Origin of the sequence: Serratia sp. Tan611, assembly GCF_905188235.1 — a bacterium.
In the GTDB taxonomy this organism is placed as follows: Bacteria; Pseudomonadota; Gammaproteobacteria; order Enterobacterales; family Enterobacteriaceae; genus Serratia_B; species Serratia_B rhizosphaerae.
The window spans coordinates 3,333,759-3,352,091 of record NZ_LR994655.1; the positions used below are offsets into that span (position 1 = coordinate 3,333,759).

15 protein-coding genes and 1 tRNA gene are annotated in these 18,333 nt (G+C 60.6%); 11 read left to right on the top strand and 5 right to left on the bottom strand.

Annotation, left to right across the window (positions count from 1 at the left end; genetic code table 11):
- The first annotated feature begins 42 nt into the window (after window positions 1-42).
- From TAN611_RS15775 to purU, 10 genes are all read left to right on the top strand, one after another.
- A complete protein-coding gene (locus TAN611_RS15775; RefSeq protein WP_105231887.1) occupies window positions 43-1,698 on the top strand; it encodes a BCCT family transporter in 1,656 nt (551 codons plus the stop codon).
- Between the two features lie 35 nt (window positions 1,699-1,733).
- Window positions 1,734-3,620, top strand: coding sequence for a DUF294 nucleotidyltransferase-like domain-containing protein (locus TAN611_RS15780; protein WP_203066716.1), 1,887 nt, complete (start codon window positions 1,734-1,736; stop codon window positions 3,618-3,620).
- A gap of 7 nt (window positions 3,621-3,627) precedes the next feature.
- Window positions 3,628-4,386: a 3'-5' exonuclease gene (locus TAN611_RS15785; RefSeq protein ID WP_105231889.1), complete on the top strand. Its 759-nt coding sequence runs from the start codon at window positions 3,628-3,630 to the stop codon at window positions 4,384-4,386.
- A gap of 96 nt (window positions 4,387-4,482) precedes the next feature.
- Window positions 4,483-5,574, top strand: coding sequence for a GlxA family transcriptional regulator (locus tag TAN611_RS15790; protein ID WP_203066717.1), 1,092 nt, complete (start codon window positions 4,483-4,485; stop codon window positions 5,572-5,574).
- Window positions 5,575-5,721: 147 nt separating this feature from the next.
- Window positions 5,722-7,038, top strand: a complete 1,317-nt coding sequence (gene glyA / locus TAN611_RS15795; protein ID WP_105231891.1) for a serine hydroxymethyltransferase — start codon at window positions 5,722-5,724, stop codon at window positions 7,036-7,038.
- Between the two features lie 18 nt (window positions 7,039-7,056).
- Entirely contained in the window at window positions 7,057-8,307 is a 1,251-nt protein-coding gene (locus TAN611_RS15800; protein WP_105231892.1) for a sarcosine oxidase subunit beta family protein, read from the top strand.
- Window positions 8,308-8,321: 14 nt separating this feature from the next.
- Entirely contained in the window at window positions 8,322-8,693 is a 372-nt protein-coding gene (locus TAN611_RS15805; RefSeq protein WP_105231893.1) for a sarcosine oxidase subunit delta, read from the top strand.
- The gene (locus tag TAN611_RS15810; RefSeq protein WP_203066718.1) at window positions 8,690-11,716 is read left to right on the top strand and encodes a sarcosine oxidase subunit alpha family protein; all 3,027 of its coding nucleotides are present in this window, start codon (window positions 8,690-8,692) and stop codon (window positions 11,714-11,716) included. Before TAN611_RS15805 ends, TAN611_RS15810 begins: the two co-directional genes overlap by 4 nt.
- On the top strand, window positions 11,709-12,353 hold the full coding sequence (locus TAN611_RS15815) for a sarcosine oxidase subunit gamma (RefSeq protein ID WP_105231895.1): 645 nt from the start codon (window positions 11,709-11,711) through the stop codon (window positions 12,351-12,353). Before TAN611_RS15810 ends, TAN611_RS15815 begins: the two co-directional genes overlap by 8 nt.
- A 12-nt stretch (window positions 12,354-12,365) precedes the next feature.
- Window positions 12,366-13,229, top strand: coding sequence for a formyltetrahydrofolate deformylase (gene purU, locus TAN611_RS15820; protein ID WP_203066719.1), 864 nt, complete (start codon window positions 12,366-12,368; stop codon window positions 13,227-13,229).
- A 94-nt stretch (window positions 13,230-13,323) separates the two neighbouring features.
- Here purU and TAN611_RS15825 read toward each other — a convergent pair.
- The 3 genes from TAN611_RS15825 to TAN611_RS15835 form a co-directional block, all read right to left on the bottom strand.
- Window positions 13,324-13,411: transfer RNA gene (locus TAN611_RS15825), tRNA-Ser, on the bottom strand.
- Window positions 13,412-13,656: 245 nt separating this feature from the next.
- Complete coding sequence (gene osmE, locus TAN611_RS15830; RefSeq protein WP_105231897.1) at window positions 13,657-13,986, bottom strand: osmotically-inducible lipoprotein OsmE; 330 nt, start codon at window positions 13,984-13,986, stop codon at window positions 13,657-13,659.
- Between the two features lie 115 nt (window positions 13,987-14,101).
- Window positions 14,102-15,496, bottom strand: coding sequence for a PepSY domain-containing protein (locus TAN611_RS15835; RefSeq protein ID WP_111736730.1), 1,395 nt, complete (start codon window positions 15,494-15,496; stop codon window positions 14,102-14,104).
- A gap of 157 nt (window positions 15,497-15,653) precedes the next feature.
- Here TAN611_RS15835 and TAN611_RS15840 point away from each other — a divergent pair, with 157 nt between their 5' ends.
- A complete protein-coding gene (locus TAN611_RS15840) occupies window positions 15,654-16,097 on the top strand; it encodes a DUF2946 domain-containing protein (RefSeq protein WP_203066720.1) in 444 nt (147 codons plus the stop codon).
- Between the two features lie 87 nt (window positions 16,098-16,184).
- Here TAN611_RS15840 and TAN611_RS15845 read toward each other — a convergent pair whose 3' ends face one another.
- Complete coding sequence (locus tag TAN611_RS15845) at window positions 16,185-16,601, bottom strand: VOC family protein (RefSeq protein ID WP_203066721.1); 417 nt, start codon at window positions 16,599-16,601, stop codon at window positions 16,185-16,187.
- A 129-nt stretch (window positions 16,602-16,730) separates the two neighbouring features.
- Entirely contained in the window at window positions 16,731-17,831 is a 1,101-nt protein-coding gene (locus tag TAN611_RS15850; RefSeq protein WP_187044377.1) for a porin OmpC, read from the bottom strand.
- Window positions 17,832-18,333: the final 502 nt, after the last annotated feature.

Consider the following 18,333-nt stretch of genomic DNA (forward strand, 5'->3'; position numbering starts at 1 on the left):
AGAGTTCAGGCAATCACCAACCATTCCCTAGGAGGAATCACTATGCCGGATTCAAAAGATCCGATGGTACCCGATGGTGAGGTTAACCCGTACGATACCGACTATCAGGTGGGCCAGGACAATATCGTGGTCAGCGTCGGCCCTTTCGGGCTGGATATTCATAACCGCGTCTTCGTCATCTCCGGAGTGGCGATCGTTATCTTTGTCGTCTTGACGCTGGCGTTTCACAGCCAGATGGAACCCATCTTCAGCAGCGTGCTTAAATGGCTGACCACCAACCTGAGCTGGTTCTTTCTGAGCGTCGGCAATATCTTCGTGATTCTCTGTCTGGTGCTGGTGTTTTCCCCGCTCGGCAAGGTGCGGCTGGGTGGCACCCTGGCCAGACCGGACTACAACTATCTGGCCTGGTTCTCCATGCTGTTCGCCGCCGGTATGGGGATTGGCCTGATGTTCTACGGCGTTTCGGAACCGCTGTCGCACTTCTCCAGCGCGCTTGGCGGCGTCAGTATCGAAAACGGCGTACGCAGCGACACCGCGCCGCTGGCCGCCGCCGCGGGCGACCCGGATGCCGCCCGCCAACTGGCGATGGCCACCACCATCTTCCACTGGGCGCTGCACCCCTGGGCCATCTATGCGATGCTGGCGCTGGGGCTGGCGCTGTTCTCCTTTAACAAAGGGCTGCCTCTGACCATGCGCTCGGTGTTCTATCCGCTGCTGGGGGATGCGGTCTGGGGCTGGCCCGGGCATATCATCGATATTCTGGCGGTGCTGGCCACGCTGTTTGGCCTGGCGACCTCGCTGGGACTGGGCGCTTCCCAGGCCGCTTCCGGGCTGAACTACCTGTTCGGCATCCCGATGGGCGAAACCACGCAGATCCTGTTGGTGATCGGCATTACCGCCATTACCCTGCTGTCGGTGGTGGCGGGGCTGGAGAAAGGCGTACGCCGCCTGTCGGAAATCAATATGATGCTGGCGGCGCTGCTGCTGCTGTTCGTTATCATCGTCGGCCCGACCCTGGCGCTGCTGACCGGCTTCTTCTCTAATCTGGCCTCCTACCTGCAGTACCTGCCGGCGCTCTCCAACCCCTTCGGCCGTGAAGACGGCAACTTCGTCGCCAGCTGGACCGCCTTCTACTGGGCCTGGTGGATCTCCTGGTCGCCGTTTGTCGGCATGTTTATCGCCCGCGTTTCCCGTGGCCGGACCGTGCGCGAATTTATTATCTCGGTGCTGATTGTCCCGTCGCTGGCCTGTGTGATGTGGATGACCATCCTCGGCAATACCGCCATCCATCAGTTTTTTGACCTGGGACACAAGGCCGTTGCCGAAGCGGAACTGCCGCTGCAGCTGTTTACCATGCTCGACACGCTGCCGCTGGCGCAGATTACTTCACTGATCGGCATTCTGCTGGTGGTGGTGTTTTTCGTCACCTCGTCGGACTCCGGCTCGCTGGTGATCGATATCATCTCGGCGGGCGGAAAAGTCAACGCGCCCACGCCGCAGCGAGTGTTCTGGTGCAGCTTCCAGGGCGTCGTCGCGATAGCGCTGCTGCTGGGCGGCGGACTGGTGGCGCTGCAGACCATGGTGCTGACCACCGGGCTGCCGTTCGCCATCGTGCTGCTGATTGCGGCGGTCTCGGTGCTGAAAGGTCTGGCAACGGAACCTCGGCTGCGTACTAACGCCAGCGCGGAACGCAGCTGAGCCGTTCCGGTATTCCGGCTGCCACGGAGGTCACCATGCAGGCCGAACATCAGGACATGATCGACTTTCTGCGGCGCTATCCGCCCTTCGACGCGCTGCCCGTTGAAGCGCTGGCTCTGGCGGCCGCCAATATCGAAGTCAGCTACTTCAAGGCAGGCAGCCACATATTGTCCTTCGGCCAGCAGGTGGACGCCTGGTATGTGCTCCGCAGCGGCGCCGTCGAGGTCTACCGACGCAACGGCGATCTCTACAATCGCCTCAGCGCGGGAGGATATTTCGGCCAGTTCGGCCTGCTTCGCGAAAGCAGCGTGCGCTTTCCGGTGACCGCACTGGAAGACACGCTGGCCTGGCTGATCCCTGCCCCGGTATTCCACCAGCTGTTTGCGCAGTATGAGGCATTCGCCGACATCGTGGAGGTGGAAGACCGCACCCGGCTGCGCCACACCGTGGCTCGCACCGAGGACGCCAACGAACTGCTCACCTCAAGCATCGATACGCTGATTGGCCGTCAGCCGGTCACCATCGAAACCTCCGGCACCGTGCGCGAGGCCGCCATCACAATGAGCACGGAAGGGGTCTCTTCGTTACTGGTGATGCACCCCGGCGTGCCGGAGGGCGCAATGGGCAACGCCGCCCGTATGGCCGGCATGCTCACCGACCGCGACCTGCGCACCCGGGTCGTCGCCAAAGGGCTGAGCGTTGATACGCCGGTCAGCGAGATCATGACGCCAGAGCTGATTTACGGCGAACATCATCAGATGGTGTTCGAAGCCATGCTGACCATGATGCGTCACAATGTGCATCATCTGCCGGTGCTCAGACAGGGTCAGCCCATCGGCGTGATATCGCAGTCGGATATCCTGCGCTATGAATCTCAGAACAGCCTGTTCGTAGTCAGCCGCATCTTCCACGCCAACAGCGTCGCCGAACTGAGCGCCCTGAGCAGCGAAGTCCGCGCCTGCTTCAGGCGCATCGTGCGTGAAGACGCCAACTCGAAGATGATCGGCAGCGCCATGGCGGTCATCGGCCGCAGTTTTACCCAGCGCCTGCTGGAGCTGGCGGAACAGCAGCTGGGGCCGCCGCCGGTGCCCTACTGTTTTCTGGCGCTGGGATCGATGGCGCGTCAGGAGCAGCTGATCGTCACCGACCAGGACAATGCGCTGGTGCTCGACAACAGTTTCGATCCGCTACGCCACGACGGCTGGTTCCTTGAGCTGGCGACCTTCGTCAGCGACGGCCTGGCGGCCTGCGGCTATCGCTACTGCAACGGCGGAATTATGGCCACCAACGCCAAATGGCGCCAGCCGCTCGCCGTGTGGGAGCGCTACTTTGCCGACTGGATCGGCAAACCCACACCGCAAACCCTGCTCGACAGCGCTATCTTTTTCGACCTCGACGGTGTCTGGGGCAACACCGAGTGGGCGGAACATCTGAATCAGAGCATTACACAGCAGACGCGCCATAACGCCCGTTTTCTGGCCTGCATGGCGCGCAACGCGCTGCTGCGCACGCCGCCGCTCGGCTTTTTTAAGGGGTTTGTGATGGAGCCTTCCGGCCAGCACAGCCGCTCCATCAATATGAAACGGCGCGGCACCGCCCCGCTGGCGGATCTGATCCGCGTGCATGCGCTGGCGATCGGCTCCCGCGCCCGTAACTCCTTTGAACGCCTGCAGGAGATTATCGAGGCGGATATTCTGCCGCACGGGCGCGGCCAGGATCTGCGTGACGCGCTGGAGTTTATCTCGATGGTGCGCATCCGCCATCAGGCGCTGGATCTGGATGCCGAACGCCAGCCGGATAACAATATCGAGCCGGAAAACCTGTCGGATTTCGAACGCAAAAACCTCAAGGATGCCTTCCAGATCCTGAGCAATGCCCAGAAATTCCTGAAATACCGCTATCAGGCCGGACGAATACGCTGAGGTCGCCATGTTCTATATCGGCAAGCACCCGTTCAACACGACGTCGCGGCAACCCATCGCCGAATGCGCCCCCCCGGTATGGCCGGAGCGGATGGCTGAGCTGGCGCACCAGGCGCGTCATCCGGCGCTGCGGGCATTTTACCAGGCTGGCGCCATAGCACCCGACACGGCGATCGCCCAGGCGCCGCTGCTGGCGATGGATTTTGAAACCACCGGCACCGACGCCCGCCGCGACGATATCGTCAGCATCGGGCTGGTACCCATGACGCTGCAGCGCATTCACCTGCGGCACGGCCGCCATTGGCTGCTGAAACCACGGGCGGTGCTGCGCGACGAGTCGGTGGTGATCCACGGTATTACCCATTCCGAAGTGGAAAAGGCGCCGGACCTGAACGCGCTGTTTATCACGCTGCTCGAACTGATGGCCGGTAAAGTGCTGGTGGTACACCACCGCGGCATCGAGCGGCAGTTTCTCGATGCCGCCCTGCAGCGGCGCATCGGGGAAGGGATTACCTTTCCCTGTATCGATACCCTGGCGCTGGAAGCGCGCCAGCACCGTCATCGCCCCGTCAGCCTGGCGGCGCGGCTGTTCAGTCGCCGGCCGCGGGTTTCGCTGCGCCTGCCCGAAAGCCGCACCCGCTATAATCTGCCCCGCTACCCGGCGCACAATGCCCTCACCGACGCCCTGGCCTGCGCCGAATTGCTTCAGGCTCAGGTCGCCCACCATTTTTCTGCGGATACGCCGGTCGAGGCACTGTGGTGCTGAGCCGATACCAGGACGGCGGCACAATGCGGTCACCGTCCCCGCCGTTACCTTGCTAAGCTGTGGCAGTCAGCCTGCTACCCCCACGAGGAATCTCTGATGACCGATGCGTCGCCCTTGCTAACGGTAGGTTTCGTTCTGCTGCAGCGCTTTACGCTGCTGCCGTTTGCCGCTTTCGTCGATTGTCTGCGGCTGGCCGCCGATGAGGGAGATCGCAGCCGCCAGCTGCGCTGCCATTGGACCTTTATGACCGGCGACGGCCAACCGGCGCTCTCCAGCTGCGGCGCCGCCGTTGCGCCCTGCCAGCCTTTTGCGGATCCGACGCGCTTTGACTATTTGGTGGTAATCGGCGGCGTGCAGGATGAGCAAGACCACACCGACCGCGTAGCGCTGGACTACATTCGCCGCGCCGCCGCAGCCAACGTGCCGCTGGTGGGCGTCTGTACCGGCGTGTTTGCGCTGATTCAGGCCGGCGTGATGCCCGGGCGGCGCTGCTGCGTCAGCTGGTATCACCATGGCGATCTGACCCGGCGCTTTCCGCAGGTGACGCCGGTGGCCGACCGGCTGTTCGTCGACGACGGCGATCTGATCACCTGCGCCGGCGGCAGCGCGGCGGCGGATCTGGCCGCTTATCTGGTGGAACGCCATCTGGGCCGCGCCTGGGCGATGAAAAGCCTGCATATTATGCTGATTGACGAAGGGCGGCGCGGCGAGCATCCCCAGCCGCAGCCCGTGGTGTTTGAACGGGTGGCGGATCGGGCGCTGCGCCGGGCAATCGATATTATTTCCCAGCACCTGGGCGAATCGCTGTCGATTGACGATCTGGCACGACGGGTAGGCACTTCACGGCGCAATATCGAGCGCAAGTTTCGCGATGAACTCGGCGTCACCCCGCAGCGCTTTATGCGTAACCTGCGGCTGCGCTACGGCCTGTGGTTGCTGCACTATACCCCGCGCACCGTCACCGATATCGGCGAGCAGTGCGGCTTTTCCGATACCGCTCACTTTTCGCGTCAGTTCCGTGAAACCTTCGGCTACTCTCCGTCGCGGGCGCGCAAAACCGGCCACGAACAGGCGGTCGATCCCTTCTTTCTGCATATCGGCCAGCCCGAAAGCGCTCAGCGTCGCCACGAGCCAGCGGCCGTTTTGCGATTGAACGCAAAAATACAAAACGACACCATCAAAAAATAAGCATAAATAACAGCAAGTTAAATACATATGTCGCGATTGTGACATAAAGTTGTCGCATCTGTTCAATCTTCAGGGGTACGCCCCGATCTATCTTGGCTGACGGTAGGCGGATGGTGCCGCCGCAGCGCTAACCCTGAGGATAAGCAGATGAATGCCGATGATTTGAACAAGACCGACCCGCAGCTCTTCGCCGCCGTCGTTGGCGAAATGGTGCGTCAGGAAAACCATATCGAACTGATCGCTTCCGAAAACTACGCCAGCTCTCAGGTGATGGCGGTTCAGGGAAGCCAGTTAACCAACAAATATGCTGAAGGTTATCCGGGCAAGCGCTACTACGGCGGCTGTGAACACGTCGACGTGGTGGAGCGGCTGGCTATCGAGCGCGCCTGTCTGCTGTTCGGCGCCGACTACGCCAACGTGCAGCCGCACTCCGGCGCTCAGGCGAACGCTGCGGCGTTTATGGCGCTGGTGAAGCCGGGGGACACCATCCTGGGGATGAGCCTGGCCCACGGCGGCCACCTGACCCACGGCGCGGCGCCTAACGTTTCCGGCAAACACTACAACGCGGTGCAGTATGGCCTCGACCCGGAAAGCGGCGAGATCAATTACGATGAGGTGCGGAGACTGGCGCTTGAACACCAGCCGAAGCTGATTATCGCCGGTTTCTCCGCCTACGCCCGGGTGGTGAACTGGCGCCGTTTCCGCGAGATCGCCGATGAAGTCGGTGCCTGGCTGCTGGTGGACATGGCCCACGTCGCCGGGCTGGTGGCGGCCCGCTGCTACCCCAACCCGCTGCCCCACGCCCACGTGGTCACTACCACCACCCATAAAACGCTGCGCGGCCCGCGCGGCGGCATGATCCTCTCCGCCTGCGGCGATGAGGAGCTGTACAAAAAACTGAATGCCGCAGTCTTCCCTGGGCAGCAGGGCGGCCCGCTGATGCACGTGATCGCCGCCAAGGCGGTGGCGCTGCGCGAAGCGATGAGCGAAGAGTTTGTCCGCTATCAGGCACGGGTTATCGACAATGCCCGGGCGATGGCGGGGGTGTTCATCCGGCGCGGGTACGATCTGGTCTCCGGCGGCACCGACAACCATCTGTTCCTGGTCTCACTGATTCGCCAGGGCATTACCGGCAAAGAGGCGGATGCCGCGCTGGGGCGCGCCCATATCACCGTCAATAAAAACGCCGTGCCCAACGATCCCCACAGCCCCTTCGTCACATCGGGACTGCGTATCGGCACCCCGGCGATCACCACCCGCGGCTTTGATCTGCGCGAGTGCGAAATGCTGGCGCATTGGATCTGCGACATTCTGGATACCCTGGCTCGCGGTAAAGAAGGCACTCACGAAGAGAGCAGCAATATCGAGGCCTGGGTACGCTCCAACGTGGCGGAGCTGTGCGCCCGCTACCCGGTTTACGGCGACCCTCAGGGCATGACGCTGCCCCGCCCCGCTTTCGCCTAACAGACAGGAAGAGACGCTATGCAACATTATTCAGGTTTGAGTCTGCTGCGCCATGGCCTCAACCACCATGAAGACTGGCCGCGGATGTGGCGCAGCCCCGTGCCGAAGAAATCTTATGACGTAATTATCATCGGCGGCGGCGGCCACGGGTTGGGCACCGCTTACTACCTAGCGAAAGAGTTCGGCATCACCAATGTGGCGGTGGTGGAAAAAGGCTGGCTGGGGGGCGGCAATACCGCCCGTAACACCACCATCGTGCGCTCCAACTATCTGTGGGACGAGGCCGCAGCGCTGTTTGAACACTCAATGAAACTGTGGGAAGGCCTGTCGCAGGATCTCAACTACAACGTGATGTTCTCCCAACGCGGCGTGCTCAATCTGGGGCATACCCTCCAGGATATGCGCGACATCCGCCGCCGGGTAAACGCCAACCGCCTGAACGGCATCGACGGCGAGGTGCTGGACGCCCGCCAGGTGCAGGATTTGGTGCCGATGCTCGACTGTTCGAAAAACGCCCGCTATCCGGTGCTGGGCGCCTCCTGGCAGCCTCGCGGCGGCGTGGCGCGCCATGATGCGGTCGCCTGGGGCTTTGCGCGCGCGGCGGACGCCCTGGGGGTGGATATCCTGCAGCAGACCGAGGTCACCGGCTTTATGATGCGTGACGGCCAGGTCTACGGCGTGCACACCACCCGCGGCGATATCGAAGCCCGCACCGTCGGCTGCGTGGCGGCGGGCAACTCCGGGGTGCTGGCCGGCATGGCCGGGCTGAAGCTGCCGCTGGAATCCCACCCGCTGCAGGCGCTGGTGTCCGAACCGCTGAAACCGGTGCTGGATACCGTGGTGATGTCAAACCACGTGCACGGCTACATCAGCCAGTCGGATAAAGGCGATCTGGTGATCGGCGCCGGTATCGACGGCTACAACGGCTACGGCCAGCGCGGCAGTTACTCCACCATCGAGCATACGCTGCAGGCGATCGTCGAGATGTTCCCGGCGTTCTCGCGGGTGCGCATGAACCGGCAATGGGGCGGCATCGTCGATACCACGCCGGACGCCAGCCCGATTCTGTCGGCCACCAAAGTCAAAGGGCTGTGGTTTAACTGCGGCTGGGGAACCGGCGGCTTTAAAGCCACGCCGGGTTCGGCCCACGTCTTCGCCGCCAGCCTGGCGGCAGGCAAGCCGCACCCGCTGGCGGCCCCGTTCTCGATCGATCGATTCAATACCGGCGCATTGGTGGACGAACACGGCGCCGCCGGCGTTGCCCACTGAGAGGAGGAAGCAAGATGCTGCATATCTGGTGCCCCTGGTGTGGCGAACACCGGGAAGAAGAAGAATTCCACCCCAAAGGCCAGGCGCATATCGTGCGCCCGGCGGATCCCGACGCCTGTAGCGACGAAGAGTGGGGAGAGTATCTGTTTTTCCGCGATAACCCACGCGGCATTCACCGGGAACTTTGGGTGCATGCCGCCGGCTGCCGCAAATTCTTTAACATGGTGCGCAATACGGTGAGCTACGAAATTCTGGAAACCTACCGGATTGGCGAACAGCCGAAAACCGGCGCCGGGGCCGATGTGGTGCCCCTGCCGCGCCGCGACGACAGCAAAACTGAAACCGTGACCCCTGATGAGCGGATCCAGGCCGGAGGTGGCGTATGAAACAGGTGAATCGTCTGGCCGACGGCGGCCGTATTGACCGCAACCGACCGCTGAGTTTTCGTTTTAACGGCCAGACCCTGCAGGGGTTTGCCGGCGATACCCTGGCCTCGGCGCTGCTGGCCAACGGCGTGGATATCGTCAACCGCAGCTTTAAGTACGGGCGCCCGCGCGGCATTGTCGCCGCCGGCGCCGAAGAACCCAATGCCGTGGTGCAATTGGGCAGCACCGAAGCCAGCCAGGTGCCGAACGTGCGCGCCACCCAGCAGGCGCTGTATGACGGACTGACGGCGGGCAGTACCAACGGCTGGCCCAGCACCGAACGCGACCTGATGGGCGCCGTGGGTAAAATGCTCGGGCGTTTTATGCCGCCCGGCTTTTACTATAAGACCTTTATGAAGCCGGCCTCGATGTGGATGACCTGGGAGAAGTATATCCGCAAGGGCGCCGGACTGGGGCGCAGCCCCGTGGCGCGCGATCCGGATCGCTACGATCATCTTAACCAGCACTGCGATGTGCTGATCATCGGCGCCGGCCCGGCCGGTCTGGCTGCGGCGCTGGCCGCCGGCCGCAGCGGCGTACGGGTAATGCTGGCGGATGAGCAGGAAGAGATGGGCGGTTCGCTGCTCGACAGCCGTGAGCCGTTAAACGGCCGCGACGCCGCACACTGGGTGGCGGAAACCCTGAACGCGCTGGCGGCGCTGGATAATGTACAGCTGCTGCCGCGCACCACCGCCACCGGCCGTCATGACCACAACTTCGTCACCCTGCTGGAGCGACGCACCGACCATCTGGACGAAACCGCGCCGGACCATCAGGCGCGTCTGCGCCTGCACCGGGTACGGGCCAAACGCATTGTGCTGGCCAGCGGCGCCCACGAGCGGCCGCTGGTCTACGCGGGCAACGATATTCCGGGCAACTTCATCGCCAGCGCCCTCTCCACCTATATTCACCGCTACGGCGTGGCGCCGGGCCAGCGTCTGGTGCTGTCGACCAGCAACGACCACGCCTACTGCGCCGCGCTGGACTGGCTGGACAGCGGCCGGGAAGTGGCGGCGATTGTCGATGCCAGAGATAACCCGCAGGGCGAACTGGTGGCCCAGGCGCGCGCCAGAGGCATTCGTATCATCAGCGGCAGCGCCGTGATTGAGGCCCAGGGCGGCTCCAGAGTTAACCGCGTGCGGGTCGCCCGCATCGACCACGCCGGCTTCCGGGTGGTGGATCGGGTGGACACCCTGGAGTGCGATACCGTGGCAAGTTCTGGCGGCTATAGCCCGGTGATTCACCTGGCCGTGCACACCGGCGCGCGACCGGTCTGGCGCGATGAGGTGCCGGGATTTGTCGCGCCGCAGGTGGACGGTATGATCGCCGCCGGCGCAGTGACCGGCGCGTTCGCTACCGGAAAAGTCCTGCAAGACGGCGCGGCGGCGGGTGCTCAGGCTGCCGCAGAAACCGGCGGCGAGCCAGTGGAAATTGCGCTGCCTGAAGTGGCAAACCGCAACGACGGCGCAGCGCTGGCGCTCTATCAGGTGCCGCACGATCGGCCCACCTCGCGGGCGCCGAAGCAGTTTGTCGACCTGCAAAATGACGTCACCGCCGCCGCCATTGAGCTGGCGATACGCGAAGGCTTTGAGTCCATCGAACATATCAAGCGCTACACCGTGATGGGTTTCGGCACCGATCAGGGCAAACTGGGCAATATCAACGGCATGGCCATCGCCGCCCGCTGTCTGGGACGCACCATCCCGGAAGTCGGCACCACCGTGTTCCGTCCCAACTATACGCCCGTCGCCTTTGGCGCCGTAGCGGGACGCCACTGCGCCGAACTGTTCGAGCCGGAGCGCCATACCGCGCTGCATCAGTGGCATCTTGATCGGGGGGCGGAATTTGAAGAGGTCGGCCAGTGGAAGCGCCCGTGGTATTTCCCGCAGCGCGTCAACGGACGCAGCGAAACGCTGGAAGAAGCCGTGGCCAGGGAGTGCCGCGCCGTACGCAGCGGCGTGGGGATCCTCGATGCCTCTACCCTCGGCAAGATCGATATTCAGGGGCCGGACGCCCGTACTTTCCTGGAGCGTATCTACACCAACAAGTGGGCGAAGCTGGGCTTTGGCCGGGTGCGCTACGGCCTGATGTGCAAGGACGACGGCATGGTGATGGATGACGGCACCACCAGTTGCCTGGGGGCTAACCACTTCCTGATGACCACCAGCACCGGCGGCGCGGCGGCAGTGCTGGAGTGGCTGGAGCTGTGGCACCAGACCGAATGGCCGGAGCTGCAGGTGTTTTTCACCTCGGTGACCGACCACTGGGCCACTCTCTCCCTGTCCGGGCCGGAATCCCGCCGCCTGCTGGAAGAAGTGTGCGATATCGATCTGTCGCGCGAAGCCTTTAAGTTTATGGACTGGCGCGCCGGCACGGTGGCCGGCGTTCCGGCGCGGGTGTTCCGCATCTCGTTTACCGGCGAACTCGCCTATGAAGTTAACGTGCAGGCCAACTACGCGCGCCACGTCTGGGAAGCGCTGTTCGAGCACGGAGAAAAGTATGGCCTGACGCCTTACGGCACCGAAACGATGCACGTTCTGCGCGCCGAGAAAGGCTTTATTATCGCCGGCCAGGACACCGACGGCTCCATGACGCCGGAAGATCTCGGCATGCAGTGGTGCGTAGGCTATGACAAAAGCTTTTCCTGGGTGGGCAAGCGGGCGCTGACGCGCGTCGATACCCGGCGCACCGACCGTAAGCAGTTGGTCGGCCTGCGGCCTAAAGATCCGAAAGTGGTGCTGGAAGAAGGCGCACAGATTGTACTGGATCCCAACCATCCGATCCCGATGCCGATGGTGGGCCACGTCACCTCCAGCTACTACAGCCCAACCCTGGACAGCGGTTTCGCGCTGGCGGTGGTGAAAGACGGCCACCAGAAAATGGGCCATACCGTCTGGCTGCCGATGGTCGACGGCCAGGTCCATGAGGCCGAAATTGTCAGCCCGATCTTCGTCGATCCCAAAGGAGAGCGCCAAAATGTCTGATGCCGTAAAGATAAGCACCTTTAACAGCCACCCCGAGGCGCAGGTGACGCGCGAATCGCCGCTGGCGCTGTCTTACCGCAACACGGGCCGCCCGGAGGCCGATGAGCGCAGCGGCGTGACGCTGCGGGAACGGCCGTTCTGCGGGCATCTGATTCTGCGCGGCGGCGCCATCGTCCTCGATCAGGCGCTGCGCGACGTGCTGGGGATCGGGCTTCCGGGCCAGCCGCTGGGGCTGGTCAGTGAAAACGGCGGCGAGATCAGTACCCAGTGGCTGTCGCCGGACGAATGGCTGCTGATCGTGCCGGAAGGCAGCGAGTTTGAGGTGGAAAACCGGCTGCGGGCGGCGCTGGGCGATGCCCACTACGCCATCACCAACGTCAGCGGCGGCCAGACGCTGTTGGAACTGCGGGGGGAAAAAGTTCGCGAGCTGCTGATGAAGTCGGTGGTCTACGACGTGCACCCGGACAATTTCCCTGCGGGCAAGGCGGTGACCACCGTCTTCGCCAAAACCACCGCGGTACTGCGCCGGCCCGACGATGTTCGCTGGGAACTGGTGGTCAGACGCAGCTTCGCGGATTACCTCTGGCGCTGGCTGCTGGACGCCGGAGAAGAGTACGGCATCGGCGCGATCCCCTGACGGAGAACAGAAATGAGTCGTAATAATGACTGCTGGATTATGACCGCCCAGTGTCCGGGGCGGCTCGGCACGGTAGATGCCGTGACCGGTTTCCTACGGGAAAACGGCTGCTACATTACCGAGCAGAACTCGTTTGACGATCGCGAATCCGGGCGCTTCTTTATCCGCACCGAGTTTCGGCCGCCGTCCGGTTTTGACTGCCAGGCCTTCGAGGCGCGCTTCGAAGAGCGGGCGGCGGGGTTCGAGATGACCTTCGGACTGACCGCTCCCGGGCATCGGGTGCCGGTGGTGATTATGGTCTCGCGTACCGATCACTGCCTGAACGACCTGCTGTACCGCTACCGTACCGGCCAGCTGCCGGTGGAGGTGTGCGCCGTGATCTCCAACCACCGCGATCTGGAACCGCTGGTGACATGGCACGGCCTGCCCTACCACTACCTGCCGGTCACCGCCGACACCCGACCGCAGCAGGAAGCGCAGGTGTGGAAAATCATTGAGGAGACCGGCGCCGAGCTGGTGATTCTGGCGCGCTATATGCAGGTGCTGTCGGACACGATGTGCCGCCGGCTGGCGGGCAAGGCGATCAATATCCACCATTCGCTGCTGCCGGGCTTTAAGGGCGCCAAGCCCTACCATCAGGCCTGGGCCAAAGGGGTCAAACTGGTGGGCGCCACGGCGCATTACATCAATGAGGAACTGGACGAAGGGCCGATCATCGCCCAGAGCGTAGAGCCGGTAACCCATACCGACTACCCGGAAGATCTGATTGAAAAAGGACGCGATATCGAACGCGTGACCCTGGCGCGCGCCGTCAGCTGGCACGTGGAACGGCGGGTATTTCTCTATGAGAACCGCACGGTGGTGTTCCCGCGCTGAACATGAAACAAGAGGCCCCACAGGGCCTCTTCTCTTTTCTGCCCACGGCACAACGAAAAAACCCCAGGCTGATTAAAGCCTGGGGTTTCGAATTTGGCGGAAGGACAGAGATTCGAACTCTGGGAGCTGTTACACTCGACGGTTTTCAAGACCGCTGCCTTAAACCACTCAGCCATCCTTCCAATGGGCGCAGATATTAACGGTACCGTTATGAAATGTCTAGCGTTGCCATACAAAAAAATAGGCATTTCGGCGCGTTTGCTCAAACTTCAGACCAAGAGTGGTTAAAAAGTGCAAACCACGCCGAAAACAGCACAATATCTCATCAGCCTGACCTGTTTTTTTCTACCGCACGGCGGTGGATTTTCCGCTGGCCCCAACAACAAAAAGGCCGGACAGTCGTCCGGCCTTTGGCATCTGGCGCCGATTACTTCGGCTGCGAGTCATAGTCTGAACAGCTTTGATAGCCTTTGTTCATTACATGACCGGTATCGTTGTAGCTGACAAAATAGGTTTGCGCCTTGCCATCACGCGGCGCGACGGCATAAGTATCACAGGTGCCCTGCGCATGAACCAGCGTCGCAGAGGTTGACGGCGGCCCGGCAATCGCACGCACCTGCTCCTTGGTCATCCCGACTTTCACATCACTGACCACCGGCTCTTTCACATAGCTCGCCGCCCGGTCATAAGCGGTACAGCCGGCAAGAATGGAAAGTGCTGCTGTAGTACAAACGGCTAAAACCAACTTCTTCGTCATAGCTTGTCCTCTTAGAGTGCGTTTATTGTATTCTAAGTCTAGATGGCGAAAGGCTTTTCCACAAATTCCGCTTTAACTCTTGGTGCTATTTCAATCCGGCGATTCATCAGCAGCGTTAATCGGCTTGCCGCCAGCGCAGCCAACCGTAACGCAGCGCATCAGCCAGCAAGAACAACACGATGCTGGCCCCAAGAACCGGCAGGCTGTAACCCAGCAGCAGCGTCGCCAGTAAAATCAACGCCAGCGGCCCTTTTGGCGTGCGACGCAGCAGCATCAGCGGCGAACGCGGCGCGCGTTCCGCCGCCCGCGTCGGCCGGTTGCGCCACCACATCAGATACCCCATGATCACCATCGCCACCAGCCCGGCGGCAAAGACCACCAGCACCAGCTCATTCACCAGACCGAACAGAATGCCCATGTGCAGATCGATGCCCCAGCGCGTCAACTTGGCCGCCAGCGGGAAACTGGCGAAATGCACGCTGTCGACAACCATCATGGTATGCGGGTCTACCGCCACCGCATCGACCTGCGTCGGCCAGCTGCGGTCGATTTCGCTGACCGACCAGGCCTGGCCCGCCCCCTGCGGCTGACGAATCTCTACTTTATTGGCGTCAATGCCCGCGATGCGCGCCCGCTGCAATACCCGGTCATACATAGCGGCATCCGCCACAGGCGCCATCTCGCCTGACGCCATGGCGTGACCGCGGTGCTCCGCATGTTCATCCATCGCCTCATGGGATGCGCCGTGCAAGGCGGTAGACAGCGACGGCGTCGCCCAGCCAAACTGATGACGTAATACACTGATATTATCGCCGGCCCAGTTCGACCAGGTCAGGCCGGTAATCGAGAAAAACAGCAGCCCCAGCGACAACAGCACGCCCAGTTGGCGGTGCAGAGCGCGCACGCCGCGCTGACGCCGCGCCGCGCGTTTGCGCGCTCCCCATAGGATCAGGCCGCCCAGCGCCGCCACCCACAGCCAGGATGCCGCCAGCTCGCTGTAGTTGCGGCCAAGCTCCCCCAGCAACAGGCTGCGGTGCAACTGGTCCAGCCAGGTGCGCAGCGGCAGCACGCCGCTGGTGCCGTACACCGCCAGCGCGCCGTGGGTCTGCAGCGTGACGGGATCGACAAACACCGCCAGACGTTCGCCAGACGTCAAGCCGCTGACGTTAAACAGCACCCGCGTGTTCTCCCCGGCTGCCGGCGACGGACGTACGGCGGAGAGCTGCGCCTCCGTCGGCGCCACCGCCTGTGCGGCCGCAATCTGCCGCTGTAGCGTCTGCGGCTGTCCGCTGCTGTGGTGATACAACTGTTCGGCGTACCAATAAGATTCCAGCTGCGGCGTCAGGGCATAAAAAATTCCGCTTAATGCGGCAATAAGTAAAAAGGGACCGACAAATACGCCAATATAGAAATGCAGACGCATCATCAACGGAATAAACCAGCTGCGAGTCGTTACCCGCTGCCGCATATTTCGGGCAGCCGAAGGTAACGCGTTTACGCGTTCAGTCATTATTATTTTCCACAGGTGAATTTAATACCTGCGGAATTTATCCGATCTATATTTAATTAACAAATGATTTTCTTGCGGTGTTGGTAATTTGTGAATGATGTTACACTGGCGCCGGCACAGCATGCCGCCTTTTCCATTCCTCAAGGGCCGATTACTGGTGAAACTGTCAAAGCACTCAATACGCACGCTGGCCTGGCTGGGCCTGTTTGCCATGCTGATGGTATTTGCCGGGCCGTTAATCTCCGCGCAGCTGGTAAAAAACTCACAATATAACAGTGAGATGGGCATGAACATGCCGATGGGTGAGCATATGATGATGATGCATCATCAGACAGGCGACGCCCCCGCCGCACGGCAGCACGCCTCCGGTATGACGGATGACGGCAGCGGCGACCTTTGCGGTTACTGCAGCCTGTTCCATCATAATCCACCGTTGCACTTTACGCTGCCGCCCTTCCTGCACGCGCCGTTTTCCGCCGGTAAGGCTATTGCCGTTATTATTCCAGAACCGGTTATCAGTGAATTATTCCTGCCTTACCAAACGCGCGCGCCGCCAAAAAATATTAACGCCAATAATATTGTTTCCACATTTATACTTTAATTTATTAAGGTAGGAGGTAGCGTATTTATTAATTAGACTTCCCCTACCCCATTCAGTGATTTTTATTAATCGTTTTCACCATCGTATTTAATAATTTTCCCACAGTCCGGGCGTCACTAATTCCAACAGATGGCCGTCCGGGTCACGGAAATAAATACTTTCCCCGCCGCGCGGCCAGCTCATGCGCCCTTCGATTTCCACCCCGTGCTGGTTTAAGCGTTGCTCCCACTGCGGCAGCTGCGCCTTACTGACCGCGAACCCCAGATGATAGGGGCCGCTGCCGTCGTGAGGCGGTATGTAGCCCGCCTCTTCACGGAAGCCTTCCTGTGCGTCACCTTTGACAAACAGCAGCAGCACGTTCTGACCGCCAACGTTGTAAGCACGAAAGCGTGCTTTCGCCACCATCGCCGGCAGCTGTAATACGGTTTCATAAAAATGGCTGGCGCACGGCATATCGCTGACATACAGCGCCGTTTCGATAATGCGTTCAATCGTGAGCGGCATAGGGCCTCCTGAGCAATGACTACTCAGCAAGCCTAGCCAGCGTGGATAAGACAGGCTAGCAATCCGTGCCCAACCGGCAGGCAAAAAAAACGCGGCCCGGAGGCCGCGTTATGCAAAACAACTTGAGGCTTAGAACTGGTAAACCAGACCCAGCGCTACTACGTCGTCGGTGTTGATTTTCGCCGCACGAGTGAAGTCGTTGTCGTCCATCAGGTTGATTTTGTAATCAACATAGGTGGACATGTTTTTGTTGAAGTAGTAGGTCGCGCCCACGTCAACATACTTCATCAGGTCCTGATCGCCGTAGCCGCGATCGATGTCCTTGCCTTTAGACTGCAGGTAAGCCACGGAAGGACGCAGACCGAAATCGAACTGGTACTGAGCAACCAGTTCAATGTTCTGCGCTTTGTTGGCGTAGCCGTAAGCAGTGCTGCTGCCGCTGTTACCAAAGCGGGTTGCGTTGTAAGACTGGGTGTACATCGCCGCCAGGTAGACGTTGTTGGCGTCATACTTCAGGCCGCCGCTGTACGCTTCAGCCTTGTCGCCATGACCAAACGCAAGACGGTTCTGCTCATTGGTACGGTCAGAAGAGAAGTAAGCCGCCGCCGCGCTGATGCCGTAGCCCAGATCGTAGGTGGCAGACATGCCGTAACCGTCGCCGTTTTGCGCCAGCACGTCGCGACCGTTGTTGGACTCGGTAGCGCTGTCGTTTTTACCCTGGTACTGCAGGGCGAAGTTCAGGCCGTCAACCAGACCGAAGAAGTCATTGTTACGGTAGGTCAGCACGCCGCTAGAACGTTGGAACAGGAAGTTGTCCGCGCCGTAGGTGTCGCCGCCGAATTCCGGCAGCACGTCGGTCCAGGCGCCGATGTCGTACAGAACGCCGTAGTTACGGCCGTAGTCCAGTGAGCCGTAGTCGCCGAAACGCAGACCGGCGAAGCCGACACGGGTGTAGGAATCGTTTTCGTTTTCAGTCTTGTTCAGCTGAACCTGATATTCCCACTCACCGTAACCGGTCAGCTGGTCGCTGATCTGAGTTTCGCCACGCAGGCCGAAACGCAGGTAAGACTGGTCGCCATCAGTGCCATTGTCGTCAGAGAAATAGTGAAGACCATCGATTTTACCGAACAAATCCAGTTTATTACCGTCTTTGTTGTAGATTTCCGCTGCGCCTGCGGTGCCGGCAACCAGCATCGCAGGGACAATCAGGGAGAGTACTCGAAGTTTCATCGTTATTATCCTCGTTAATTATGTCGAGCTACGGCCACTGCCCTTTTGAGCATTATTAGCACGACTGTGCATTACCATTCTGGTAACACGGGTTATATTAATCCAGAAAGAAAATGATACCAAGTGTCCAAGAGTGTTTCTATCGAGCAAGTAAAGGTTGCAAAATGTAAATACCGGCGAACTTTCACAAAAACTTACCGACAAACAAAATAGCGCATCTAAAGACAAAAAATGAATTTAATTTAATAAATTCACTAAGTTATACAAAACCTTAAACTAATGTAGAATTCCATACAAAAATAGCGATCAATAAGCACATACTGTCAAAATATTCCCCGCAAACAGCCACTATAATTCACTCGCTATCATCATTATTTTCATTATTACCTTCATTATCGTAATGATAACCCCTGTACTTTACAGCCGGCCCCCGGGCCGGTTTTTTATTGTCTTTTTACCGCCGACCATACGCCAGCGGCAAACTATCCGACCAGAAATAATC

Bases quoted from the DNA above. Each gene is read 5' to 3' on its own strand.
- TAN611_RS15775 (WP_105231887.1), top strand. From the start codon at position 43: ATGCCGGATTCAAAAGATCCGATGGTACCCGATGGTGAGGTTAACCCG.
- TAN611_RS15780 (WP_203066716.1), top strand. From the start codon at position 1,734: ATGCAGGCCGAACATCAGGACATGATCGACTTTCTGCGGCGCTATCCG.
- TAN611_RS15785 (WP_105231889.1), top strand. From the start codon at position 3,628: ATGTTCTATATCGGCAAGCACCCGTTCAACACGACGTCGCGGCAACCC.
- TAN611_RS15790 (WP_203066717.1), top strand. From the start codon at position 4,483: ATGACCGATGCGTCGCCCTTGCTAACGGTAGGTTTCGTTCTGCTGCAG.
- glyA (WP_105231891.1), top strand. From the start codon at position 5,722: ATGAATGCCGATGATTTGAACAAGACCGACCCGCAGCTCTTCGCCGCC.
- TAN611_RS15800 (WP_105231892.1), top strand. From the start codon at position 7,057: ATGCAACATTATTCAGGTTTGAGTCTGCTGCGCCATGGCCTCAACCAC.
- TAN611_RS15805 (WP_105231893.1), top strand. From the start codon at position 8,322: ATGCTGCATATCTGGTGCCCCTGGTGTGGCGAACACCGGGAAGAAGAA.
- TAN611_RS15810 (WP_203066718.1), top strand. From the start codon at position 8,690: ATGAAACAGGTGAATCGTCTGGCCGACGGCGGCCGTATTGACCGCAAC.
- TAN611_RS15815 (WP_105231895.1), top strand. From the start codon at position 11,709: ATGTCTGATGCCGTAAAGATAAGCACCTTTAACAGCCACCCCGAGGCG.
- purU (WP_203066719.1), top strand. From the start codon at position 12,366: ATGAGTCGTAATAATGACTGCTGGATTATGACCGCCCAGTGTCCGGGG.
- osmE (WP_105231897.1), bottom strand. From the start codon at position 13,986: ATGACGAAGAAGTTGGTTTTAGCCGTTTGTACTACAGCAGCACTTTCC.
- TAN611_RS15835 (WP_111736730.1), bottom strand. From the start codon at position 15,496: ATGACTGAACGCGTAAACGCGTTACCTTCGGCTGCCCGAAATATGCGG.
- TAN611_RS15845 (WP_203066721.1), bottom strand. From the start codon at position 16,601: ATGCCGCTCACGATTGAACGCATTATCGAAACGGCGCTGTATGTCAGC.
- TAN611_RS15850 (WP_187044377.1), bottom strand. From the start codon at position 17,831: ATGAAACTTCGAGTACTCTCCCTGATTGTCCCTGCGATGCTGGTTGCC.